This is a genomic window from Rhizobium sp. CF142 (genome assembly GCF_000281145.1).
Taxonomy (GTDB): domain Bacteria; phylum Pseudomonadota; class Alphaproteobacteria; order Rhizobiales; family Rhizobiaceae; genus Rhizobium.
The window spans coordinates 15,942-37,928 of record NZ_AJWE01000031.1; the positions used below are offsets into that span (position 1 = coordinate 15,942).

At 60.9% G+C, this 21,987-nt stretch carries 20 protein-coding genes and 1 pseudogene; 10 read left to right on the forward strand and 11 right to left on the reverse strand.

Going from position 1 to position 21,987, the window contains the following annotated elements:
- The 4 genes from PMI11_RS09090 to PMI11_RS09105 all read right to left on the reverse strand — a co-directional run bounded on the left by PMI11_RS09090 (nucleotide 1) and on the right by PMI11_RS09105 (nucleotide 4,613).
- Nucleotides 1–1,050 (reverse strand): ABC transporter ATP-binding protein, encoded by a 1,050-nt coding sequence (locus tag PMI11_RS09090; protein ID WP_007815837.1) that lies wholly within the window; start codon nucleotides 1,048–1,050, stop codon nucleotides 1–3.
- Complete coding sequence (locus PMI11_RS09095; RefSeq protein ID WP_007815839.1) at nucleotides 1,050–1,892, reverse strand: carbohydrate ABC transporter permease; 843 nt, start codon at nucleotides 1,890–1,892, stop codon at nucleotides 1,050–1,052. The genes PMI11_RS09090 and PMI11_RS09095 overlap by 1 nt, the downstream gene beginning before the upstream one ends.
- Before the next feature lie 3 nt (nucleotides 1,893–1,895).
- The gene (locus PMI11_RS09100) at nucleotides 1,896–3,197 is read right to left on the reverse strand and encodes a carbohydrate ABC transporter permease (protein WP_007815841.1); all 1,302 of its coding nucleotides are present in this window, start codon (nucleotides 3,195–3,197) and stop codon (nucleotides 1,896–1,898) included.
- A gap of 69 nt (nucleotides 3,198–3,266) precedes the next feature.
- Entirely contained in the window at nucleotides 3,267–4,613 is a 1,347-nt protein-coding gene (locus PMI11_RS09105) for an extracellular solute-binding protein (RefSeq protein ID WP_007815843.1), read from the reverse strand.
- Nucleotides 4,614–5,195: 582 nt separating this feature from the next.
- On the opposite strand from PMI11_RS09105, the gene PMI11_RS09110 reads away from it, so the two are divergent.
- The gene (locus tag PMI11_RS09110) at nucleotides 5,196–5,384 is read left to right on the forward strand and encodes a hypothetical protein (protein WP_037071021.1); all 189 of its coding nucleotides are present in this window, start codon (nucleotides 5,196–5,198) and stop codon (nucleotides 5,382–5,384) included.
- A gap of 98 nt (nucleotides 5,385–5,482) precedes the next feature.
- Here the strand turns inward: PMI11_RS09110 and PMI11_RS09115 are convergent, their stop codons facing one another.
- From PMI11_RS09115 to PMI11_RS09140, 6 genes and pseudogenes are all read right to left on the reverse strand, one after another.
- Entirely contained in the window at nucleotides 5,483–6,313 is an 831-nt protein-coding gene (locus tag PMI11_RS09115) for a sugar phosphate isomerase/epimerase family protein (protein ID WP_007815846.1), read from the reverse strand.
- Entirely contained in the window at nucleotides 6,310–7,515 is a 1,206-nt protein-coding gene (locus PMI11_RS09120; protein ID WP_007815848.1) for an NAD(P)/FAD-dependent oxidoreductase, read from the reverse strand. Before PMI11_RS09120 ends, PMI11_RS09115 begins: the two co-directional genes overlap by 4 nt.
- Nucleotides 7,516–7,575: 60 nt before the next feature.
- Nucleotides 7,576–8,509: pseudogene (locus tag PMI11_RS09125) on the reverse strand (substrate-binding domain-containing protein).
- Between the two features lie 73 nt (nucleotides 8,510–8,582).
- Complete coding sequence (locus tag PMI11_RS09130) at nucleotides 8,583–8,894, reverse strand: MocE family 2Fe-2S type ferredoxin (RefSeq protein WP_007815854.1); 312 nt, start codon at nucleotides 8,892–8,894, stop codon at nucleotides 8,583–8,585.
- Nucleotides 8,891–9,925, reverse strand: a complete 1,035-nt coding sequence (locus tag PMI11_RS09135) for a sterol desaturase family protein (protein WP_007815855.1) — start codon at nucleotides 9,923–9,925, stop codon at nucleotides 8,891–8,893. Before PMI11_RS09135 ends, PMI11_RS09130 begins: the two co-directional genes overlap by 4 nt.
- 169 nt (nucleotides 9,926–10,094) lie before the next feature.
- Entirely contained in the window at nucleotides 10,095–11,096 is a 1,002-nt protein-coding gene (locus PMI11_RS09140; RefSeq protein WP_037071026.1) for a LacI family DNA-binding transcriptional regulator, read from the reverse strand.
- Between the two features lie 225 nt (nucleotides 11,097–11,321).
- On the opposite strand from PMI11_RS09140, the gene PMI11_RS09145 reads away from it, so the two are divergent.
- Nucleotides 11,322–11,780 carry a YbaK/EbsC family protein gene (locus tag PMI11_RS09145; protein WP_007815860.1) on the forward strand — a complete coding sequence of 153 codons (459 nt, stop codon included), beginning with the start codon at nucleotides 11,322–11,324 and terminating at the stop codon, nucleotides 11,778–11,780.
- A gap of 81 nt (nucleotides 11,781–11,861) precedes the next feature.
- A complete protein-coding gene (locus tag PMI11_RS09150) occupies nucleotides 11,862–12,875 on the forward strand; it encodes a Tim44 domain-containing protein (RefSeq protein ID WP_007815862.1) in 1,014 nt (337 codons plus the stop codon).
- Here PMI11_RS09150 and PMI11_RS09155 read toward each other — a convergent pair.
- Entirely contained in the window at nucleotides 12,872–13,903 is a 1,032-nt protein-coding gene (locus PMI11_RS09155; protein ID WP_007815865.1) for a hydroxyacid dehydrogenase, read from the reverse strand. The two genes, PMI11_RS09150 and PMI11_RS09155, sit on opposite strands and share 4 nt — an antisense overlap.
- A 245-nt stretch (nucleotides 13,904–14,148) precedes the next feature.
- Between PMI11_RS09155 and PMI11_RS09160 the strand changes: the two genes are divergently transcribed.
- The 7 genes from PMI11_RS09160 (at nucleotide 14,149) to cydX (ending at nucleotide 21,927) form a co-directional block, all read left to right on the forward strand.
- Nucleotides 14,149–14,748 (forward strand): HupE/UreJ family protein, encoded by a 600-nt coding sequence (locus PMI11_RS09160; RefSeq protein ID WP_007815867.1) that lies wholly within the window; start codon nucleotides 14,149–14,151, stop codon nucleotides 14,746–14,748.
- Between the two features lie 249 nt (nucleotides 14,749–14,997).
- Nucleotides 14,998–15,573 carry a GbsR/MarR family transcriptional regulator gene (locus tag PMI11_RS09165; RefSeq protein WP_007815869.1) on the forward strand — a complete coding sequence of 192 codons (576 nt, stop codon included), beginning with the start codon at nucleotides 14,998–15,000 and terminating at the stop codon, nucleotides 15,571–15,573.
- Nucleotides 15,574–15,577: 4 nt separating this feature from the next.
- A complete protein-coding gene (cydD, locus tag PMI11_RS09170; RefSeq protein ID WP_007815871.1) occupies nucleotides 15,578–17,284 on the forward strand; it encodes a thiol reductant ABC exporter subunit CydD in 1,707 nt (568 codons plus the stop codon).
- Entirely contained in the window at nucleotides 17,281–18,972 is a 1,692-nt protein-coding gene (locus PMI11_RS09175; RefSeq protein ID WP_007815873.1) for an amino acid ABC transporter ATP-binding/permease protein, read from the forward strand. Before cydD ends, PMI11_RS09175 begins: the two co-directional genes overlap by 4 nt.
- A 78-nt stretch (nucleotides 18,973–19,050) precedes the next feature.
- Nucleotides 19,051–20,631, forward strand: coding sequence for a cytochrome ubiquinol oxidase subunit I (locus PMI11_RS09180; RefSeq protein ID WP_007815875.1), 1,581 nt, complete (start codon nucleotides 19,051–19,053; stop codon nucleotides 20,629–20,631).
- Between the two features lie 6 nt (nucleotides 20,632–20,637).
- Nucleotides 20,638–21,792: a cytochrome d ubiquinol oxidase subunit II gene (gene cydB / locus PMI11_RS09185; RefSeq protein ID WP_007815877.1), complete on the forward strand. Its 1,155-nt coding sequence runs from the start codon at nucleotides 20,638–20,640 to the stop codon at nucleotides 21,790–21,792.
- Between the two features lie 12 nt (nucleotides 21,793–21,804).
- A complete protein-coding gene (gene cydX / locus PMI11_RS36155; RefSeq protein WP_007815879.1) occupies nucleotides 21,805–21,927 on the forward strand; it encodes a cytochrome bd-I oxidase subunit CydX in 123 nt (40 codons plus the stop codon).
- Nucleotides 21,928–21,987: the final 60 nt, after the last annotated feature.

The window sequence follows — 21,987 nt, forward strand, 5'->3', positions numbered from 1 at the left end:
TCAGAGCCTCCGGCCGTCTTCGTCGAAGACGAACACGCCCTTGCTGTCGATCGCCCACTTCACCTCGTCGCCGACCGTGATGTCACTGCGGACCGGCTGGATGGAGCGCAGCAGCGAACCACCGGCAAGCTGGACGTCGTAAAGGTTTTCGCGGCCCTGCGTTTCGGCAAAGGTGACCTTGCCGGCAACGGCGATGTCGCCGGCCGGATTGAAATGTTCGGGCCGCACGCCGAGCGTCAGCTTGGTGCCCTCGGCAGCCTGGACCGATACCGGCACGCGGATCTCGCTTTCCGGCATGGCAAAGGCGCCATCCTTCATCACGCCGCGCAGGAAGGTGATCGGCGGATTGCCAAGGAAGCCGGCGACGAAGGCGGTGCGTGGGTCGCTATACATTTCGGCCGGCGTCGCGATCTGGACGATCTCGCCTTCCTTCATGATGGCAATGCGGTCGCACATGCTCATCGCTTCCACCTGATCATGGGTGACCAGGATGGCGGTGATGCCCGTCTCGCGCTGGATGCGGCGAATTTCCGAACGCATTTCGAGGCGAAGCTTGGCATCGAGATTGGCAAGCGGCTCGTCGAGCAGCAGCACATCCGGCTTGCGGATCAGCGCACGGGCAAGGGCCACACGCTGCTGCTGGCCGCCGGAAAGCTGCGCTGGTCGTCGCTCCATCAGATTGCCGATCTGCACGAGGCCGGAAATGCGCTCGACCTCTTTGCGGATATCGGCCGCATTGACGCCCTTGACCTTCAACGGAAAGCCGATGTTCTCGGCAACCGTCATATGCGGATAGAGCGCATAGGACTGGAAGACGACGCCGACATTGCGCATCTGGCTCGGCAGATCGGTGACGTCGCGGTCGCCAAAGAGAATGCGGCCACCTGTCGGACGATGGATGCCGCATATGGCAAACAGCGTCGTCGACTTGCCGCAGCCCGAGGGCCCGAGAAGCGCCAGCATCTCGCCGCTGCCGACTTCGAGCTTCATGTTCTCGATGACCTTGGTGGAGCCGAAGCTCTTCGAAAAATTGTCGAGGAGGATACGCATCAGCCTTTGCTCCCGCCGCCATAGATGTTCATGAGATATTTGTGGAAGAGTGCGTAGGCGATCAGAACCGGAATGACGTAGAAGAGGCCGACCGCCTTGAACATGTTGAAATCATAGTTGTTATCGTCGCCGAGGAAGCCGGCGAGATAGACCGAGAGCACCTGCACCTGATTGCCGGGCGCCAGCACCTGCGGCAGGATGAATTCGCCCCAGCCCGACAGGAACGAGAAGAGGCCGAGCGCCATGATGCCCGGACCGACCTGCGGCAGAACGAGGCTGCGCCAGACACGGAAGCGCGAAGCGCCATCGACGACGCCGGCCATCTCGATTTCCCAGGGCACGGTGTCGTAAAAGCCCTTCATCAGCCAGATGCCGAGCGGCAGGTCGATCGCAGCCTTCACCAGGATGACGCCGATCAGGGAATTATAAAGGCCGATCATCTGCAGCACGATGAAGATGGCGATGATGAGCGTTACCGACGGAAAGGCGTGCAGCACCATGACGCCGGCAAGGAAGAAGCCGCGCGCAGGTACATTGAGCCGCGAGAGCACATAGCCCGCCATCGACGAGACGATGACGACCACGCTCGTCGTGGAGGTGGCGAAAAGCAGCGTATTGAGCGTCACGATCCAGATGTTCGGCTTGCCTTCGGTCGTCTGCCACAAGAAGCGCCAGTGCTGAATGGTGAAGCTGGAGGGTATGAGCGAGCCGGCCTCCTTCACCGTGACCGTGTCTATGAAGAAATAGGCGTACATCAAAAGCAGCGGCAGGCTGACAACGGCGAGCACGGCAATGACCGGCCAACTGCTGAAATTCGCGGAAGGTTGCGCTTTTTCGGCCATAAGTCAGTCCTCGATCAGCGGCTTGGAGACAAGCGCGCCGTAGTTGAAGATGCGCAGATAGATCAGCGACAATGTTACGCCGATGACCACAAGCACGAGGGCCATGGCAGCACCGAGACCATATTCCAGGTTGCCGGCGTAGTTGTTGAGCGCCGTATGGTAGGCGGCGAGCGCCCAGATTTCGGTCGCCCTGCCGGGTCCGCCGTTCGTCGAAAGCAGGATTTCGTTGAAGGAGGCGAGCAGCGAGAGCGTCTGGTAGCAGGTGACGAAGAGGATCGGCCAGCGCATCTGCGGCAGGATGATGTAGCGAATCTGCTGCCAGCGTGACGCGCCGTCGACCTCGCTCGCGTAGAACTGGCTCTTCGGAATAGCCTTCATCGCCGACGAGAAGACCAGCATGCCCATGGAGGCGCCGATGAAGCCGTTGATCATCACAACGAAAACCCAGGCATTATAGGCGTTGTCGAGCAGGTAATTCTTCGGCGGATAGCCGAAATTGCCCATCAGCGTGGAAATGAAGCCGGTGTCCCAGGCAAGCCATTTCCAGAGCATGACATAGATGACGACGGGCGTGATGCGCGGCAGCAGCCAGACACCCCGGAAGAAGGAGGCCGATGCTGCCGGCATATAATGCGTCCAGATGGCGAGCAGCAGCGCATAGCCGACATTGAAGATGACCAGCACCAGCGCGACGTAGAGCACTGTATTCAGCAGCACGCGAGCCATATCCGGCGAGGAGGCCATGCGTGAGAAATTGTCCGATGTCCAGATCCAGCCGGTATAGGCTGCCTTGGCGACCTGTTCCTTTTGGTCAGCCGTCAGCTTGAAGCCGAGCGTATCGAGAGCGGAAAAAAGCTGGTCTTTGCTGTCGAAGCGGGCGTTGACGACCGAGCGGTTGAACTGGTCGGAGATCTGCTTGACCTCGCGCGTCGAGGGACGCTCGTTCAGGTCCTTGATCATGCGCTCGATTTCGCGGCGTGATGGGAAGACCTCGTTCATATGCTTTTCGCGCAGTTCCGAAACGATGGCTGATGAGAGGCTCAGGCCTTCGACGGCCTTGAGGCCGGCTTCATCGATCGTGTAGCGCGGCTCGCCCAGCTGATCGGCGATATCGGGCATAGTCGACTTGAGCGTGATCAGCGAATTCGGCGCGACCTGGTAGACGCCGCCGGAAATGCCGGTCGCCGTCGTCATGTTCGTCATAGAGAAGACGGCGGTCAGAACGACCGGTAGAAGGAAGAACAGAATGATCATGATCGCCGCAGGTGCGATCATCACCAGCCCAAGCGTTCTGGACGATTTCATGGAAGTCCCCTCATGGACGACGCTCCGGAAGGCGGCGTTGCGGCCGCCTTCCGGCAGAGTGCGTCGCTCTTAGCGGATGACGATCTTGTCGCCGAGCGTGCTCTTCAGCTCGCTCTCGGCATCGTTGACGGCGGCATCGACAGTCTTGGCGCCGGTCCAGGATGCTTCAAGGTTCTTCCACATGATGTTCCAGTAGGTGCCGAAGTCGGAGTTGTTCGGCATCGCATTGGCGTAGGGCAGCAAGCGCTCGGTGGCTTCACGGGCCCAGCGATTGGCGGCATAGAAATCAACGGCCGCTTCGGACTTGGAGACACCGAGATGCGCCGACTTGATAGCGTGCAGCGCGTTGGTGCGCGGCTCTGAAGCGATCGTGATCAGCTGGGCGGCAATCTGCGTGTCCTCGTCGCTGTGACCCGATGTCAGCAGATAAACGAGAGGGTGCGTCAGCGTGTTCGCCTTGCCGCCTTCACCAGCCGGAATCAGCGTGAAGGCGATGTTGCCAAAGAAGTCCTTCAGGCCCTCCTGGTTGACGAGGCGGGCATAGTGCCAGGTGCCGGCGTCCCAGATGCCGGCCTTGCCGGTGGCAACTTCCTTCCACCACTGGTCGCCCGGCATGCCGATATGGTTCTTCTTAGTTACGCCGGTCGAAACCGCATCGGCGAAGAACTGGTAGGTGCGCTTCATGGCAGCCTTGTCGAAAACGAGCTTGCCGTTTTCTTCCATGACGCCGCCGAAGGAGGTGTAGAACTGCCAGTAGTCAGGGCCGTTGCTGGTGCGCGGATAGAAGCCGTAGCCGGGCTGCACGAGGCCCTTGTCCTGCATCTTCTTGGCGTCTTCGAGCAGGTTCTTCATCGTGTACTTGCCGTCCATGACGCTCTTCGGCAGCGCGTCGAGGTCGGCGTCGCTGTAGCCGATAGCCTTCATGTAGGGCTTCCAGAACAGCATCGGGCGGGATTCAGCGTCCTGCGGGATGCCGTAGACCGAGCCGTTATAGGAAGCGATCTGCATCAGGTTTTCGTAGATGTCGTTGAGCGGCCAGGAATCGAGGTCGACATAGTCTTCGACCGGAACGATGAGGCCGGCCTGCGACCAGGGAGCGATGTCTTCGTGGCCGCTGACGACGATGTTCGGAGCCTTCTTGGCTTCGGCAGCAAGCGTCAGCGCCTGCTTGAAATCGTCCCAACCGGAGTAAGGGGTCTTTTCAACAATGATCTTGAGGTCTTCACCTTTCAGCGCCGCTTCGCGCTCGAGCTGGCGAGCAGCAATGTCGATGGCGTCGACGCGGTAAACGTCATTCGGGCCGGTACCACCAGCCCAGACGCTGATGTGAACGTCCTTGGCAAGCGCAAATGCAGAGGTCGAGGCCAGGATTGCGGCCGCAACGGTAAGGGATTTCAGTGTCGGCAAAATGGTCATCTTCTTCGTCTCCCTAGAAGAGCAGTGTGAGGCCTCTTGACGGGTCATCACTGGTGTTGATGGCCGTTCCGATAGCCCCACGAAAACGTGGCATATCCCGCTCTAGGGGGCGAACGTAACGACCGAATGACAAAATTGAGCACGTGTGCAAAATTATTATGACGATGTTCCGGGCGCGGTCAATCGCTGATGGAAAGGCCAGTTCGGTTGCCAGTGGAATCGGCATCGAAAGGTACCGGGCAACGTCCAGAGCCGCGACATAGGCCCGCCATGATCACGCCGTCGACCACTCCGAAGAGCTCGAAATTCGCGCTCTTGCCTGTGTTTTCGCGATCGGCTAATAATTGCGCCGGAGCAACTCAATAATGGAGGCGTGCAATGACAGATATTTCTTCGTCCAACGCCTCTTTGGCATAGGCTTTCGAAGCTCCTAACCCTCGATCATATCCGAGACCTTTCAAGCTTCACCACCCAAAGATGGCACTCATTTTCGCTCGCAGCGTCTGGGCACGGTAACGCCCGCGCGCATGGCGCTGCGCACTCTCAGCTTGAAAGAGGGGCGGTTTGGAATTCCGACCGCTGATGATCATGACCAATCAACACGCCGGCGAGAGCCTGGCGGCATCCATGAGCGAGCTTTGCTCGCGATTTAGCTTCAGAGAGATTCTCGTCGCAACCATCGTTGCCCGGTGGAGACGTCGTCGCATGGTGAACGGCTTCGACACCTTCCCATCCTGGCTGCGCCGTGACCTCGCTTTGTCCGATGAATAGATCGGACCCCTCGCTGATGTTACCGGGGGAATATCCGGCAGGAATGGTTTCGAGACGAGATCATCCCTGCCGGGTCGCGGCAAAAGGGGCCATAGCGATCAAATCCCAGCCCAGAGATCACGAAGCATCTGTCGAAGCAGTAGTGCCTCTGCCCATCGATCGGTGGTGTCGTTACCGTCTCGCCCGGTAATCGCATAGGGCTGCGGCCCCAGCTCACAGGTGAAGACCAGTTCGGCGTTCGAAGCGGCGCGACTGCGCCAATCGCGCATGCCGTAGTCCCACCATTGAAGGAAGAGGTCGACCCAGGGCCGATGGTGAGGAAAAGAGATTTCGATCTGCACCTGTTCGCACGATGCGACCCTGCCATGAAAGGCATGAGCATTGCTGAGGATGCGATGGATCATGGCATGGGTTTCGGCATCGACCAGATCGGCAAGTTCGCGCGCGACCGTGAAGTGTGAGAGGTCGGCGAGCAGCGGCAGATCCGGCCTCTTCTCCAGCAGGTCGAGCGTAAAGAACAGATCCGTCGTCATCCGGTTGCGGTGGGTTTCGATGAAGACGGGAACGCCGGCATTCTCGGCAAGCTGCATCCAGCCATCCAGGATCGGCAGGCAATCCTCGACGCGGCGCAGGCGGATATCGGGCTGCAGGTCGATATGGCTGACGGGAAACTCCGTGGCAAGCGCGAGCGGCAGGCGTAAATCCTCGACTGTGCGAGGAAAACAGACGCCTTCGATCTTCAATCCGGTGCCGCGGATCGCGTCATTCAGCCTGATAACGTCGGCGCGGTTCGTATAGTGGGCGCTAATGCCGTCGAAGCCTGCCTCCACGATCGTCGCGATGTTCTCGTCGAGGCTGCGCTCGTATCCATCCGTGTGCCGGCGCTCCATCGCCCAGAGCGACTGGAAAATCAGCAGCTTCTGCATCATGCCGCGCTTGCGCTCTTCAGGAGCGCCTTGAGGTTCATGTTCGGATCGGCGAGAGCGGCGGGATCGGGGTGAACGCCGGCTGCAATCAGCAGCTCGGCAAGCTTGATATCCTTGGCAAGACCGTTGCCGACACCAAGTCCGGCTGCGGCCACGAGACGCCCGCCTTCCAGATAGAATTCTAGCTCGTCGTCGCCAAGCGAACGGACCACGCTTTGATGCTCCGGCTGCGGGAGGCCGGCCACCTGGAGGCCGAGGTCATATTGATCGGACCAGAACCAGGGAATCGCGGCGAAAGCCTCTGCCGCACCGATCATGTTGCGCGCCGCAACCTCGGCCTGGGCTCTCGCATTCCGCCAGCTTTCGAACCGGGCGTGACCTCCACCGGGCTGGCTCACTGCTGCGCAGTCGCCTGCCGCGAAGATATTTGGCGCGCTGGTGCGAAGATGGGCGTCCGTCAGGATGCCGTTGCCTGTCGCCAGCCCGGCTTCCTGCGCCAAGGTGATCTCCGGCGTGACACCGATAGCGCTGACAATGAGTTGCGCTAGAACCATGCTGCCATCCGTCAGAAGGACGCCATCATCGCTGACGGCAACAACACCCCGATCGAGGTGGAAGCCGACGCCTTCTGCGATGTGCCTCGCATGCAGCTTTTCGGCAAATCGCGGCGGAACGGCGCGTCCCAGAATTTTCGGCGCTGCTTCAATGACACTGACCGCGACACCCTTTCCGCGAAGGACGGATGCGAGCTCCATACCGATCAGGCCGCCGCCGATAATGGCGACGCTTCGGCTTGGCCTGGCATTGGCGAAAATCGCCTCGGCATCGGCATGGGTGCGGAAGTCGAGCGCGCGCTCGGCGCCCGGACAAGCAAGCCTTCTTGGGCGCGCGCCGATGGCAAGCAGCAGCTTTTTATAGGGCAGGACCTGACCGTCGCTCAAGATGACGGTAGCAGCATCGACGTCCAGCTTCGAGGCTGACACCCCCTTCAGATAGTCGATACCGGCGGCTGCCAGCACATCTTCGGCACAGATCAACTTCATCTGCGCTGCGCCATCCATCGGCTTCGACAAAGGTGGCCGTTCGTATGGCAGATGCGGTTCGGCTCCCGCCAAGGTTATCGATCCGGAATATCCCGCTTCCCGCAAAGCGAATGCCGCGCGCGTTCCGCATTCTCCCGCACCGATGATGACAATGCCGCTCATAAAGCTCTCCGTAAAAAGGGAGGCCGGCGCTCGTGAGGAAGAGACGCCGGCCAGGGAGGATCAGTTCTGGTGGGTGTAATCGGCCATGTTGGTCGGCGTGACGAGTTCGAACGGCACCATGATGATCTGCTTGTCGACGCTGTGGCCACGGGCAAGGGCGACCGCCGCATCCATCGCACCTGCGGACTGCCCCTTGGCATTCTGGAATACCGTCACGTCAAGATCGCCGTTCGCCATCGCAGCCAGGGCATCTTGCGTCGCGTCGATGCCGACAACGACGACGCTGTCCATCGACACGCCGGCAGCCTTCAGCGCCTGGATAGCACCGATCGCCATTTCATCATTATTGGCAAAGACCGCATCGATCGGACGGCCGGCTGTGATCCAGTTGGTGGTCAGGTCCATGGCATTCGTGCGTGTCCAGGCAGCCGATTGCTCGTCGGCGATGGTCACGCCCTTGCAATCGCCGGCCGCGAGCGTTTCCTTGACCGATGAAGTTCGATCGCGCAAGGTCTCCCATCAGGATATAGGCCTGCGCATCGTCGGCCTTTCCATTCTTCTTCAGGATTTCGCAGGCAGCTTCGGCGCCCAGCCGGCCGGAATCAGTTTCCTTCGAGCCGACATAAGCCTGATTTTGAGGAAGCTTGTCGACATTGTCAGGCTGCAGATTGAGATAGACGAGCGGAATGCCGGCCTTCTCGGCTGCCGCGCTGATACCGGGCGCGGCGGACGTATCAGCCAGTGTCACGATGATCGCATCCACACCCGCGGCGATGAAATTGTTCACCTGATTGAGCTGCTTGGAGACATCGGTCTGCGCGTCCTCGATCTGCAGAGTGACCCCGCCCACATGGGATGCTCGCGCGCTCAAGCCTTCGCGCAGCAACGTCTGAAAATTATTGTCGAAGCTCTGCATCGAGACGCCGATGGTTTCGGCCGAGGCAGCACTTGCCGTCAGGGCGGCCAGGATGGCCGCCACATAAAAAGACTTCATGATTTCCTCCCATTGGGTGCCGGGCCACCCCGATGCATTCCGGAGGCCGTTCAGGCCTGCTGGTGTCGCAGGCTCAGGCGAGAGCCACGCGAACTTCACCGTCGATAACCTCGGCGGGATAGGTCTTCAAATTCTCGCAGGCCGGAAGCCTGAGGGCTTCGCCGGTGCGGTAATCGAAGGCTCCGGAATGTTTGGGACATTCCACTTCGAAATCCATGACCAGCCCATCGGCGAGATGGATTGCCTCGTGCGTGCAGAGGCCGGTGGTGCAATAGACGCTGTCGTCAGGACCGCGGTAGATGGCATAGGTGCGGCTGCCGTGATCGAAGCGGATGGCGCCTTCCTGTTCGATGTCATCGAGTTTGCAGGCGGTGATCCAGTTCATTCGGCGGCTCCTTTGACTTCCATGCCGGCCTTGCGCGCGGCGAGCTTTTCCTTGCGGCGGCGGTAGCGCTCCTGCATGCGGGCTTCGCCTTCCGGCGAGCCGTCATGCCAGGTGCCGAACCACTTATCGAGCGGGATCAGGGCATCGCCGTAATTCACCTCGAAATATTTGTGATGCAGGTAATGCGCATAGGCATGGCTATCGACCAGCTTGTCCTCGCCGACCTCCACCTTGTCGAAACCGACGTGACCCGGAATGGCACCGAAGCCCGCATAATGCAGCTGATACAGCATGAGGATCGGATTGGACGGCAGGATCAGGTGATAGAAGGCCGTTCCGAGATAGAGCAGGTGCTCGACCGGATGCATCGACAGCGAAGACCAGGGCGACGGATTGACCGAATTGTGATGAACCGAGTGCACCCACTTGTAGAGCAAGGGCGTATGAATGAGCCGGTGGATGCAGAAGAAGTGGAATTCATGAATGATCGGCACGACCAGCGCGACGAGCGCGAGCGTCCAGTAATGTTCGGCAAAACTCAGCCACGGCGCGTAACCATTGGCATAGGCCCATAACATGCCCGCCTCAATCGCCGTCCAGATCGTCACCCCCGGCAGGAAGGTGCGCAGCATATTGTCGAAGTTCTGGTTTTCGAACCAGAAGGCCTTGCTCTTCTGCTCGGACGGGAATTTTCCGTTATACTTGAAGCGGTTTTCCTGCCGCTTCAGCACATAGAGATGCAGCTCGAAAGCGCCGTAAAACAGCAGCACACAGATCGCATTCACGGCATAGAGCCAGGCAATCCATCCAATGGCGAGCGTCTGCATCGTCTCGATCGGCGGGATGACCCAGGCCCAGTAGGCGACGGCCGAAGCAGCGAATATCGCATTCCACGGAAAGAAATAATGCGGCAGCCATTTCAGGATGGTCATCAGCCGCGGCGGAAACACAAACAGCGGCGCGGTCTCAACCGGCTGGTTCGGCGCCCAGTCGCCGCGCTTGTTGCGCGTGCCGAATTTCAGATCGTCCATTGCACTCTCCTTCGGGCAGACAGAAATCGCGTCCGCGCAGGTTCTGTTGAAGGAGAGCGCCTGGTGCGCCCTATCCGGTGTCGCTCCTCTCGACGCTCCGGCTCTCCTCCCTGCTTTGAAACTAACAGGGGACCGTCGTGGCGCCGAAGCCATTCTTGATCAAATTAGATCAAAGCCCTTCCTTGGTGATGGTAATGAAACGGATAGGCGCACGATCCGGCTCGATATCGGTCAGCCCGATACGACGCAGGACGAGATCGAGCGATCGTCTGGCCTGCGCTTCCGGCGCCTGATCCAACACCACGTCCATGATGTCGTCCTGCAGGGCTTTGCGCGTGTAATCGGTCAGTTCGTGACCGACGAAGAAGATATTGCGCTCACGCGCCTGGCGGCGGAGCACATCGATCAAGGCGGAATTGGCGCCTCCGGCATTATAGAGGCCGGCGAGATCGGGGTAGGTCTTCAATGCCGAGGCCAATAGCTCGGCGCTGTAGTGTTCCTCATCGAGACCGAAGCCCAGCCATTGGAAGCTGTTGGCACCGGGATGCTCCAGAAAATACTCCGAAAATCCGCGGATGCGATCGCGGTGAACCTGATAGATCGGGTGACAGATTGCAATGACCGGGCCTTGCCGGCGGGCCATGCGGCTGATGAAGAGCGCAGCCGTCCGGCCGGCGGCATAATTGTCGATGCCGACGAATTCGCCTGCGCGATCAGAGGCGCGGGTAACGACGTGGACCACCGGCAAGCCTTGCGCGATGACCTTCTCCACCGCTGCCCGGATCACCGGACTGCTCGGCACCGCAAGGATGAGGCCCGCGCGCGGAAGGTCCGTCGAGAGAATGCGCCGGGCAATCTCCTCTGGCTTCATCTCTTCAGTGAAACTCCGATGCACGACGACCAACGGATCCAGCGTCGCCGATATCCGCTCGAAGGCTTTGGACAGCCGCTGATAAAAGGTCGTCTCGGGACGCACCATCAGCACTTCTATGCGCAGCAGACCGCGATGGGTATCGGGAAGCGTGCGCGGGTACTCCAGGCTGCGCGCAGCAATGATCACTTTCTCGACCAGTTCGGGGCGAACACCGCCGCGGCCGTTCAAGACGCGTTCCACGGTTGCCGTCCCCACGCCCGCCTGGCGGGCGATATCCCGATAGTTCGGCTTGCCCACCATGTTATCCTCGCCGCGAAACTGCCAGTTTTTCCAGCAATATCCATGACTTAGAAATCGGGAACAATCCAGATTGCCTGTCCGAACGCATGGAAATGATCTATCGGGAACTAAGCGATTGAATTTTCTGAAATTTAAATATTAAGTTGGGCCGCGAATGCGTGAATTCCATGTCCGCATCATCATGCGGCCCAGCCCGGTTGTCCTCTCACAAGTATCTATCCCATGAGCCTCGAATCCGTCCGCGCCTTCTTCGCCGCCAACGCCCCCGACATTGCCATCATCGAAACGGCCAGCAGCTCTTCGACAGTCACCCTCGCCGCAGAAGCGCATCGCGTCGAGCCGGCACAGATCGCCAAGACGATCTGCCTTCGCGTCGGTGATCGCATCATGCTGATCGTGGCGAGCGGCATGGCACGTCTTGATAACAGAAAGTTCAAGGACACCTTTGGCGGCAAGGGGCGCATGCTCGACGCGGAGGAAGTGCTGGCGGTGACGAGCCACCCGGTCGGCGGCGTCTGCCCCTTCGGCCTGCCGGCACCCTTGCCTATCTATTGCGACATGTCGCTGAAGCAGTTCGATGAGGTCGTTCCGGCCGCCGGCTCGACCAATTCCGCGGTGCGCATCCCCACCGAAAGACTGGCGGAAATCACCCGAGCCGAATGGGTCGACGTCTGCCAGTAGCAGCGCACAACTTCACAGCGCAGAAAGAATACCTATATTAGGTCCCGACATGCCATTCAGCGCATGATAGGAGATGAAAGAATGTCCACTGCCGTTTCGCGTTTTGCCAGGATAGCGGCGATTGCCGTTCTTGCGAGCGCTACCGTCTTTGCTTCGATCGGTGATGCCGATGCGCGCCGCGCCGGCAGCTTCGGCGGATTCGGAAGCCGCGGCACGCGTACCTTCAGCGCGCCTCCCGCCACGCAGACTGCTCCTGCCCCGGTTGCGCCCATCGAGCGCTCGATGACGCCGCGCCCGCAGACAACTACGCCCTATAACACGCAACAACCCGGCTATGCCCAGCAGCGCCCCGGCTTCTTCGGCGGCTTCGGCCGTTCGATGATCGGCGGCCTGATTGCCGGCGGCCTGCTCGGTATGCTGCTCGGCCACGGTTTCGGCGGCGGCTTCGGTTTCCTCGGCATGCTCCTGCAGATCGCGCTGATCTTCGGAGCGATTACCCTTGCCATGCGTTTCTTCGCCAATCGCCGCCAGCCGTCCTACGGCGCAGGCGGCCAGAGCTATGGCGGACCGCAGTCCTATGGCATGTCGCCGGCCAATGGCGGTTCGACCTTCCACATTCCGGCAATCGGTTCGGGCTCCAGCGGCCAACAGCAGCGCAACGCACGCCCGAGCGATGAGATCGGCCTTGCTCAGGCCGACCTCGATCAGTTCGAGGAATTGCTGACCAAGATTCAGACCGCTTATGGCGCGGAGGATTACGGTGCGCTGCGCCGTCTGACGACGCCGGAAGCCATGTCCTACCTTGCCGAAGAGCTTGGAGAGAACGCCACCAACGGCGTGCGCAACCAGGTTACCGACGTCAAGCTGCTGCAGGGCGATATCGCTGAAGCCTGGCGTGAAGACGGTCTGGAATATGCGACGCTTGCAATGCGCTACTCCTCGATCGACGCCATGGTCGAGCGTAACAGTGGCCGCCTCGTCTCGGGCGACGACCGCCGCCCGAGCGAAAGCACGGAGGTCTGGACCTTCGTGCGCAAGTCCGGCGCCGACTGGAAGCTTGCCGCCATCCAGGGCACCGGCCAGCGCGCTGCTTAATTGACTGAAACGGGTTTGGAGCGCATGCGGGAAACCGTTTCGCGCTCCGCTCGCTTGCAGCGCATCGGCGGCAGACCACGATCCATCAGATCCATATCCTCAAGCACCATGTCGCCCATCTTCTTGAAGGCGCTATCGAGCGCACCGGCCCGATGGGCCGAGCGGATGAAGCCCTTGAGGTTCCGCACCGGATGGTCTGACGGCAACGGCTCCTGCGGATAGACATCGCTTGCCGCAACGATATGGCCTGACGCGACTGCTGCCATCAGCGCGTCGAAATCCACGACATCGGCGCGACTGAGGAGGATGAAGGCGGCGCCCTTGCGCATGCTGGCAAACGCATCCGCGCCAAGGAAGCCCCTGTTCTCGCTGGTGACCGATGCTACGACGAAAACGAAGTCGCTCTGCGTCAGTACTTCGTTCAGGCTCGCGGGCTGCACACCATTTTCCTCCAGGATCGAGCGAGGCATCCAGGGATCGAAAACCCTGATCCTGGCGCGAAAGCCCGACAGAACCCGCCGCAGCGCCTTGCCGAGATCGCCGAAACCGACAATGCCGATCTCCGAACCCGCTATCAGTCGGGCGCTTGTATTGCCTTCACCACCCCAGAGTTCATTGCCCTCCCGGAAAGCCACATCGGCATCGACGATGCCGCGTGCGAGGCTTAACGCAAAACCGAGGCCGATCTCCGCCACTGGCTCGGCAAAGACCTGTCCGGTCGTGACCACATGAATGCCGCGCTGGAAGAGGATCTCGTAGGGCATGTTGTTGAGGAGATTGCTCTCGACATTGAGGATCGAGCGGAGCTGCGGCATACGACCAAGCGTTTCCGCCGAAAGCGGTGGCTGGCCGATGATGTAGCGCGCCTTGCCGATGACATCATCGCTCAGGCCAGCGATGTTTTCGGGATCGGCCTCGACGATCTCATATTTGGCGTTGAGTTCGGCTCGTGCCTTATCGCTGAAGATCAGGTCGAGCGTACGCGGCTCCGGCGCGCTGATCGCCAGCGGCCTTTCGGTATTCGTCATGGGGTCCTCCTCGAGAGGCGGCGGCTCTCGCCTCTGCAAGATGATTGATAATCCGGTTAAGCGCTCCTTGTGAAGCCGCCTTTCAAAAAGGCAACTGCCTATGATATAAGCAATTGAAATTCCTATCTATTCTCATGCTTTTCGTTGACGACAAAATCTCGCTGGACTAGCTTGGGGAAGCGACTTGAAACCGTGCCTGAGGGGTCGGCGGCCGCAGGATCTAAAAGCTCAGAGGGAATTGCGTAATGAAATCAATCTTCAAGAGCGGCGTTCTCGCGCTTGCCGCCGCAGCGCTTCCGGCAGTCGCCTATGCCCATACCGGCGCCGGCGAAACCTCCGGCTTTATGCATGGTTTCAGCCATCCTGTCTCCGGCCTCGATCACATCCTTGCCATGGTCATGGTCGGCGTTCTCGCCTTCCAGCTTGGCGGCCGCGCTGTCTGGGCCGTGCCTGCGACCTTCGTGCTCGTCATGGCCCTCGGTGGCGCGCTCGGCATTGCCGGTATCAATCTGCCTTTCGTCGAGACCGGTATTGCGCTTTCCGTCATCGTGCTCGGTGCCGTCGTCGCACTGAACATCCGTGCCTCGACGGCAGTCGCGATGGCGGTTGTCGGCCTGTTTGCAGTCTTCCACGGCCACGCGCATGGGGCCGAGATGCCCGAGAATGCCGGTGGCGCTGCCTATGCAGCAGGCTTCATGATTGCAACGGCCCTGCTGCATGCGGTCGGCCTCGGCGTCGGCTTCCTTATTGCCCGCTTCGGTGAACGGCAGGGTACCTTCGTCGTGCGTACCGCAGGCGGCCTTGCGGCAGTTGCCGGCGTCGGCCTCCTGACCGGGCTGATCTGAGGCTCACGCCTCTCCAATAAATTTATAGGGCATTTGGCGCCCGGCAGACACGTGTCTGCCGGGCGTTTTATGTTTGCGAGATTTGACTCAAGTCAATTCCAGGCACGCAACGCCGGTCTATGAAGAAACAGGCTACCGAAGCACGTATCCAAATTGACGCAGGTCAAGCTCGGCAATTGCGGTATAAGCGCGAAAGTTTGTATAGTGATTTCAGAAATTTCTGAAATCACAGACATAACGGAAATAACAATGAACCTTCCGCCTCTCGTTCAGTCCTTTGTCCTGCACTTTGGCGAAATGGGTTCCCGCTGGGGCATCAATCGCACGGTCGGCCAGATCTATGCCCTGCTCTACGTCTCGCCATCGCCGCTTTGCGCAGAGGAGATCGTCGATGCGCTCGGCATATCGCGCTCGAATGTCTCCATGAGCCTTCGCGAATTGCAGGCCTGGAACCTAGTGCTTCTGCGCCATAAGCCGGATGACCGGCGCGACTTCTTCACTACACCCGACGATGTCTGGCTGATTCTCAGAACGCTTGCCGAAGAGCGCAAGAAGCGCGAGGTCGATCCGACATTATCGGTGCTGCGCGAGATCCTTATGCAGCGCCCGGCGAGCGAGGCCGAGCGCCATGCGCAAGAGCGCATGAGCGAGATGCACACGCTGATCGAACAGCTGACGCATTGGTATGAAGACGTAAAACAACTTGAAACAGAAAGGCTTGCGACGTTACTCTCGTTAGGTGCGAAAGTGACCAAACTGCTGGAGGCCAAGGACAGAGTCGTTTCGCTTGGCCGCCGCCGTCCCAATCCTGCGAACAAGAGTTAGCGCCATGTGTAGTGCTTTCTTCGACGTGAGAGACCAGCAGTTGGCCGGGATGTCGGATCGCAAGGTCGCGGCACGCAAGCCGTCCAAGACCAAAAGCCGCCTACGCGGCGCCTCGATGCTGCAAGCGTTTGCGGCTGCCCTCTGGATTCCCCAGGCAGGCCTGCTCGCGTGGTCCGTCGGCCGGCTCGCCGATGGTCGAAGCCCTGCCGATATCCTCTGGCCCGCGGTCTTCATCCTGTTGCTCGGCATCGTCAAAAGCTGTCTCGATGCGGCTGGCGGCCGCCTTGCTTTTCGCGCAGCACGCGCTGAGCTCAGCGAAAAACGCGCCACCGCCATCCGCCTGCTTGCCCATCTTTCGCCTGTTGATGTCGGGCGCCCTGCGTCCGGTGAGGCCGCCAGCGTTCTCGGCGAACAGGCTGAGCTGATCGTGCCCTATCTCTCCCGTTTCCAGCCGGCGCGGATAAAGGCAAGCCTCGTGCCGCTCATCATCCTTAGCTGCATCTTTCCGATCTCCTGGATCGCCGCACTCGTGCTGCTGTTTGCGGCGCCGCTCATTCCAATCTTCATGGCGCTGATCGGCTGGCGCGCGCAGGCTACGAGCGAAAAGCAACTCGTCGCAACGGGCGGCCTCAACGCTTTCCTGCTCGACCGCCTGCGCGGTCTTGCGACGATCCGCTCTCTCGACGCGGTCGATACCACGGCGCGCAGGCTTCGCGCGGAAGCAGAATCGCTTCGCACACGCACCATGGCCGTGCTGAAGATCGCTTTCCTGTCTTCGGCTGTGCTCGAACTCTTTTCGGCACTCGGCGTGGCGATGACCGCCGTCTATGTCGGCTTCAGCCTGCTCGGCGAAATCCGCTTTGGCGCCTGGTCGGGCGGCCTTGACCTTTCGCAGGGCCTGTTCGTCCTGCTGCTGGCACCTGCCTTTTTCGAGCCATTACGTGAACTCTCCGCCGTCTGGCATGACCGTGCCTCGGGCGAGGCCGCGCTGAAGGCGCTGGATAGGCTCGCTGCCGGAGGCATGGCGCTTCCCGATTGCGAAGTGGCAGGAGCCTTTGCGGCAAACGGGGCCTTCAATATCCACCTGGAAAATATCAGCTTTCGCTATCAGCCGGATCATTCGCCGGTCCTTGATGGCTTCAATCTCGATATTGCTGCCGGCGAACACGTAGCGCTGCTTGGCGCGAGCGGCACCGGCAAATCTACATTGTTGTCGCTGATCGCCGGTCTAGCGCCCTGCAATGAGGGCCAGGTTCTGATTGGCAGTACAGCGACAGATCGCGGCAAAATGGCCTGGATCGGCCAGAAGCCGCATATTTTCGCAGGCACCGTTGCCAGCAATATTGCGCTGGGACGACCCGGCATCACCAAGACAGAAGTCTCCAAGGCGCTCGATCTCGCAAAGCTTGGCGGTGTCGCGAATGCCTATGGACATCGCCCGCTCGGTGAAAGCGGCATCGGTCTTTCTGGCGGCGAGGCGCTGCGCCTTGCGATCGCACGAGCCGCCTGCGACCCCGATATCCGCATCATCCTCGCTGACGAGCCGACCGCACATCTCGATGCCGAGACGGCCGCCGAGATCACCGAGAGCCTGCTTGCTCTTGCGGAGGGCCGCACACTGATCGTCGCAACGCACGACCCGCTGTTGGCCGCACGTATGCACCACGCGATCCGCCTTGGTACGGAGCGTCTTCAGGAGGCTGCTGAATGACCACCTTCCTTAGAGACATCAAGCCAGTCCTACGCCTGTTCATGCAAACGCGTCGCAAGGAACTACTGCTCGGCGCCGCACTGTCGGCGGCGACCGTCACGGCTGGTATCGCCCTGCTCGGCCTATCCGGCTGGTTCATTACCGCAACCGCGCTTGCCGGTCTCTCGGTAACCGTTGCCGCGACCTTTGATGTCTTCGCGCCATCGGCCAGCATCCGTTTCCTTGCCATCCTGCGCACGGCTGCACGCTATGGCGAAAGACTGACGACCCACAACGCGACGCTCGCCGTGCTCGCCGCCCTTCGTGAGCGCCTGTTCCGCGGCTGGGCCTCCGCCGGTGCGGCGCGCGCACTTCTCAATCGTCCGGCCCGGCTGCTCTTCCGGCTGACCGCCGATATCGATGCGTTGGATTCGCTCTATCTTCGCATCCTTGTGCCGGCAGCCGTAGCAGTCGGCATGGCACTTGTTGCCAGCGTGACACTCGGCCTGATGCATCCGCTGTTCGGCCTGCTCTTCGGATCTTGCCTCGTTCTGGTCGGGCTTGGCCTGCCGCTCGCCGCCGGCCGGCTGGCACTGAAGCACGCTCGCCGCCGCGCCTACGGCATCGAAACCATCCGGTCGCGGACCATCGATCTCGTCGCTGGGCAGACCGATCTTCTCATGGCAAACCGCCTTGCCGCACAGCAGCAGGCAATCGCCGCCGCGGACGCCTATACCGCAAAGGCAGACGACCGGCTGAACCGGATAGAGACCGGCGTGAGCTTCGGCTTCGGGCTCGTCTCGACCGCCCTGCTGGTCGCGGCATTGCTGACATCAGCGACGCTATTGCAGACAGGTACGATCACCGCACCCGTTGCGGCACTCGGCGTGCTCGTCGCCTTTGCCGCAACAGAACCCTTTGCCGCATTGCGCCGCGGCGCGATGGAATTCGGCAGGACCATGCTGGCGGCGAAGCGCATCGCACCACGTCTTTCGGCCGTTCAAGCGGATTTCACGCTCAAAGCTCCGGCGCATGAGCTCGCCTTCGCGCTGCAGAATATAGCCGTCGCCCATGACGGGGCGGCACTGCCGGCCTTGCGGGAGGTGACGTTCGAACTTCGCCGCGGCGAGCACATGGCCGTGGTCGGCAGCAGCGGCGCCGGCAAATCGACCCTGCTGTCGCTACTATCAGGTGAACTGCCGCCAACTGCCGGCATGGCCGCAGCGCTCGACGCAACGCTGCTCACCCAGCGCACCGAGCTTTTCCAGGATACGCTGCGCGGCAACCTGCTGCTCGCAGCGCCCGATGCTGATGATGACCAACTGCGAGACGCGCTTGCCGCCGCCGGCCTGCTTGCCGATGTCGATGCGCTACCATCAGGCCTCGATACGCCGCTCGGCGAAGGCGGCATGGGGCTTTCCGGCGGCCAGTCGCGCCGGCTGGCACTCGCCCGCCTCTTCCTACGCGACACGCCGCTCTGGCTGCTCGACGAGCCGACCGAGGGACTTGACGGCCGCACCGCACGCGATGTGCTGCATCGCCTCGCGCTGAGAGCTGAAGGCCGCGCGCTTGTCATTGCCACACATATTCGCCGCGAAGCGGCGCTCGCAGACCTGATCGCCGTCATCGACGACGGCCGTATCTCAGAAGTTTCGCGCCGTGGAGAGGCGGCGTTCGAAAAGGCGCTCGATCGGCTTCGGCCGGATTGAGCGAACAGGCATGCTCCGCGCGGCCAGCCGGCCATGCGGAAACTTCTTGATACCCCGTGGGACCGTGGGAGTAAGACAATGGAACTAGACATCGTAGCGCTATCGCGCTTCCAATTTGCGCTGACTGCACTTTATCACTTCCTGTTCGTGCCCCTGACGCTCGGCCTTTCCGTGCTGCTTGCCATCATGGAGACGACCTATGTCATGACCGGCCGCCAGATCTGGCGACAGATGACGAAATTCTGGGGCACGCTGTTCGGCATCAATTTCGTGCTGGGCGTCGCAACCGGCATCGTCATGGAATTCCAGTTCGGCATGAACTGGAGCTATTACAGCTATTATGTCGGCGATATCTTCGGCGCGCCGCTAGCAATCGAGGGCCTGATGGCCTTCTTCCTCGAAGCGACCTTCGTCGGCCTCTTCTTCTTCGGCTGGGACAAGCTGTCGAAGGTCGGCCATCTGGTCGCCACCTGGGCCGTCGCGCTCGGCTCAAATTTCTCCGCGCTCTGGATCCTGATCGCCAACGGCTGGATGCAGAACCCGGTCGGTTCCGCGCTCAATCCGCAGACGATGCGCATGGAGATAACAAGCTTCTTCGACGTGGTCTTCAATCCCGTCGCCCAGGCGAAGTTCGTCCATACGGTCTCGGCGGGATACGTCTGCGCCTCGATCTTCGTGCTCGGCGTTTCGGCCTGGTACATGCTGAAGGGCCGGCATATCGAGCTTGCCAAGCGCTCGATGACGGTCGCCGCCTCCTTCGGCCTCGCTTCGGCGCTGTCCGTGGTCGTGCTCGGTGACGAAAGCGGCTATCTCGCCACCGAAAACCAGAAGATGAAGCTCGCTGCGATCGAAGCCATGTGGAAGACGGAGCCGGCTCCGGCCGCCTTCACTGCCTTCGGATTCCCGGACCAGGAAGCACGCGAGACACATTTCGCCGTCCATATCCCCTGGGTCATGGGCCTGATCGGTACGCGCTCGCTGACGACGGAAATTCCCGGTATCGACAAGCTGGAACAGCAGGCCGAGATCCGCATCCGCGACGGCATCAAGGCCTATGACGCGCTGATGCAGATCCGCGCGGCACCCGCCGCCCAGAATAAGGTTGCCGAGGAAGTCCGCAGCTCCTTCGAGGATCTCGGCCATGACCTCGGTTATGCCCTGCTCCTGAAGCGCTATGTCGACGATCCGCGTCAGGCGACCGACGAACAGATTGCCCAGGCGGCCCGCGACACAATCCCGCATGTGCCGACGCTCTTCTGGTCGTTCCGCATCATGGTCGGCCTCGGCATGTTCTTCATCGTTCTGACGGCAACCTTCTTCTGGCTGTCGGCCCGCCGACATCTGGACAAATATCCGCTGCTACTGCGCATCGCGGTCTTTGCCATCCCGCTGCCCTGGATCGCCATCGAGGCCGGCTGGGTGGTTGCCGAAATCGGCCGTCAGCCCTGGGTGATCGAAGGCGTGCTGCCGACGGCGGTCGCCGTCTCCAATCACGGTGCCTGGGCAGTGCTGCTCACCATCATCGGTTTTGCTGCACTCTACACGACGCTGATCATCATCGAGATGAGCCTGATGCTCAGGGCGATCCGCCAGGGGCCGGAACCGGACCACGAGCCGGAAGCCAAGCTCATTTCCGAAACCCTCGTTCCCGCGGAGTGACCTGTCATGATCCTTCACGAACTCATCGATTATGGAACCCTGCGCCTCATCTGGTGGGTGCTCCTCGGTGTTCTCCTGATCGCCTTCGCCGTCACCGACGGCTTCGACCTCGGCGTCGGAACGCTACTGCCCTTCGTCGCCAAGACCGATGCGGAACGCCGTGTCGCCATCAACACGATCGGCGCCACCTGGGAAGGCAATCAGGTCTGGCTCATCCTCGCAGGCGGCGCGATCTTCGCCGCCTGGCCGCCGCTCTACGCGGTCTCCTTCTCGGGCTTCTATCTCGCGATGTTTGCGATCCTCTTTGCACTCATCCTGCGCCCGGTCGGTTTCAAGTACCGCTCCAAGCGTGACAGTGCACGCTGGCGCAACGGCTGGGACTGGGCGCTCTTCATCGGCGGTTTCGTGCCGTCGCTGATCTTCGGCGTTGCCGTCGGCAACGTGCTGCAGGGCGTTCCCTTCCGCTTCGCGGACGATATGCGGATCTTCTACGAAGGCTCGTTCTTCGCGCTTCTGAACCCCTATGCCCTTCTCTGCGGGCTGCTCTCCGTCGCTATGCTCGTCATGCATGGCAGCGCATGGCTCGTGCTGAAGGCAACGGGGCCGGTTGCCGATCGCGCCCGACGCTTCGGCAGCATCGCAGCGCTTGTGGTCATCGTGCTCTTTGCGCTCGGCGGCCTGTGGCTCTGGACCGGCGTCAGCGGTTATCGCATCACCAGCGATATCAGTCCGGTCGGCCCGTCGAACCCACTTCTGAAGACGGTGGCGCTGGAAAGCGATGCATGGCTTGCCAATTACGGCACCCATCCCTGGATGATCGCCGCTCCGGTACTCGGCTTCCTGGGTGCGGCGGCCGCCTTCCTTACCATGCGAACACGGCTGGAAGTCATGACCCTGCTCTTCAGCGACCTCTCGATAACAGGCATCATCTCGACGGTCGGCCTGTCGATGTTCCCATTCATCCTGCCCTCTTCGCTCGATCCGAGGTCGAGCCTGACGGTCTGGGATGCGTCGTCGAGCCACCAGACGCTCTTCATCATGCTGGTGGTTACGGTCATCTTCCTGCCGATCATCTTTGCCTACACCGCCTGGGTCTACAAGGTGCTGTGGGGCAAGGTCGACGAGAAGAGCGTCACCGACAAAAACAGCCACGCTTACTGAGGAGACGAAACGATGTGGTATTTCGCATGGATACTCGGCCTGCCGCTGGCAGCCGCCTTCGCCGTCCTCAACGCCATATGGTACGAGCTGGTGGATGACGAAGCCAAGAAAAAGGCATCGGGCGAACGCCGATAAAGAATTGAAGGGCGCGGCCAAACCGCGCCCTTTTTCTTTCAGCTCATCGCCGCACAGCTG

Excerpts from the sequence above, each read along its gene's own strand:
- PMI11_RS09180 (WP_007815875.1), top strand. The coding sequence starts at position 19,051 with ATGGAACTAGACATCGTAGCGCTATCGCGCTTCCAATTTGCGCTGACT.
- PMI11_RS09160 (WP_007815867.1), top strand. The coding sequence starts at position 14,149 with ATGAAATCAATCTTCAAGAGCGGCGTTCTCGCGCTTGCCGCCGCAGCG.
- cydB (WP_007815877.1), top strand. The coding sequence starts at position 20,638 with ATGATCCTTCACGAACTCATCGATTATGGAACCCTGCGCCTCATCTGG.
- PMI11_RS09150 (WP_007815862.1), top strand. The coding sequence starts at position 11,862 with ATGTCCACTGCCGTTTCGCGTTTTGCCAGGATAGCGGCGATTGCCGTT.
- PMI11_RS09105 (WP_007815843.1), bottom strand. The coding sequence starts at position 4,613 with ATGACCATTTTGCCGACACTGAAATCCCTTACCGTTGCGGCCGCAATC.
- PMI11_RS09095 (WP_007815839.1), bottom strand. The coding sequence starts at position 1,892 with ATGGCCGAAAAAGCGCAACCTTCCGCGAATTTCAGCAGTTGGCCGGTC.
- PMI11_RS09145 (WP_007815860.1), top strand. The coding sequence starts at position 11,322 with ATGAGCCTCGAATCCGTCCGCGCCTTCTTCGCCGCCAACGCCCCCGAC.
- PMI11_RS09120 (WP_007815848.1), bottom strand. The coding sequence starts at position 7,515 with ATGAGCGGCATTGTCATCATCGGTGCGGGAGAATGCGGAACGCGCGCG.
- cydD (WP_007815871.1), top strand. The coding sequence starts at position 15,578 with ATGTGTAGTGCTTTCTTCGACGTGAGAGACCAGCAGTTGGCCGGGATG.
- PMI11_RS09175 (WP_007815873.1), top strand. The coding sequence starts at position 17,281 with ATGACCACCTTCCTTAGAGACATCAAGCCAGTCCTACGCCTGTTCATG.
- PMI11_RS09100 (WP_007815841.1), bottom strand. The coding sequence starts at position 3,197 with ATGAAATCGTCCAGAACGCTTGGGCTGGTGATGATCGCACCTGCGGCG.
- PMI11_RS09130 (WP_007815854.1), bottom strand. The coding sequence starts at position 8,894 with ATGAACTGGATCACCGCCTGCAAACTCGATGACATCGAACAGGAAGGC.
- PMI11_RS09165 (WP_007815869.1), top strand. The coding sequence starts at position 14,998 with ATGAACCTTCCGCCTCTCGTTCAGTCCTTTGTCCTGCACTTTGGCGAA.
- PMI11_RS09135 (WP_007815855.1), bottom strand. The coding sequence starts at position 9,925 with ATGGACGATCTGAAATTCGGCACGCGCAACAAGCGCGGCGACTGGGCG.
- cydX (WP_007815879.1), top strand. The coding sequence starts at position 21,805 with ATGTGGTATTTCGCATGGATACTCGGCCTGCCGCTGGCAGCCGCCTTC.
- PMI11_RS09115 (WP_007815846.1), bottom strand. The coding sequence starts at position 6,313 with ATGATGCAGAAGCTGCTGATTTTCCAGTCGCTCTGGGCGATGGAGCGC.
- PMI11_RS09090 (WP_007815837.1), bottom strand. The coding sequence starts at position 1,050 with ATGCGTATCCTCCTCGACAATTTTTCGAAGAGCTTCGGCTCCACCAAG.
- PMI11_RS09155 (WP_007815865.1), bottom strand. The coding sequence starts at position 13,903 with ATGACGAATACCGAAAGGCCGCTGGCGATCAGCGCGCCGGAGCCGCGT.
- PMI11_RS09110 (WP_037071021.1), top strand. The coding sequence starts at position 5,196 with ATGATCATGACCAATCAACACGCCGGCGAGAGCCTGGCGGCATCCATG.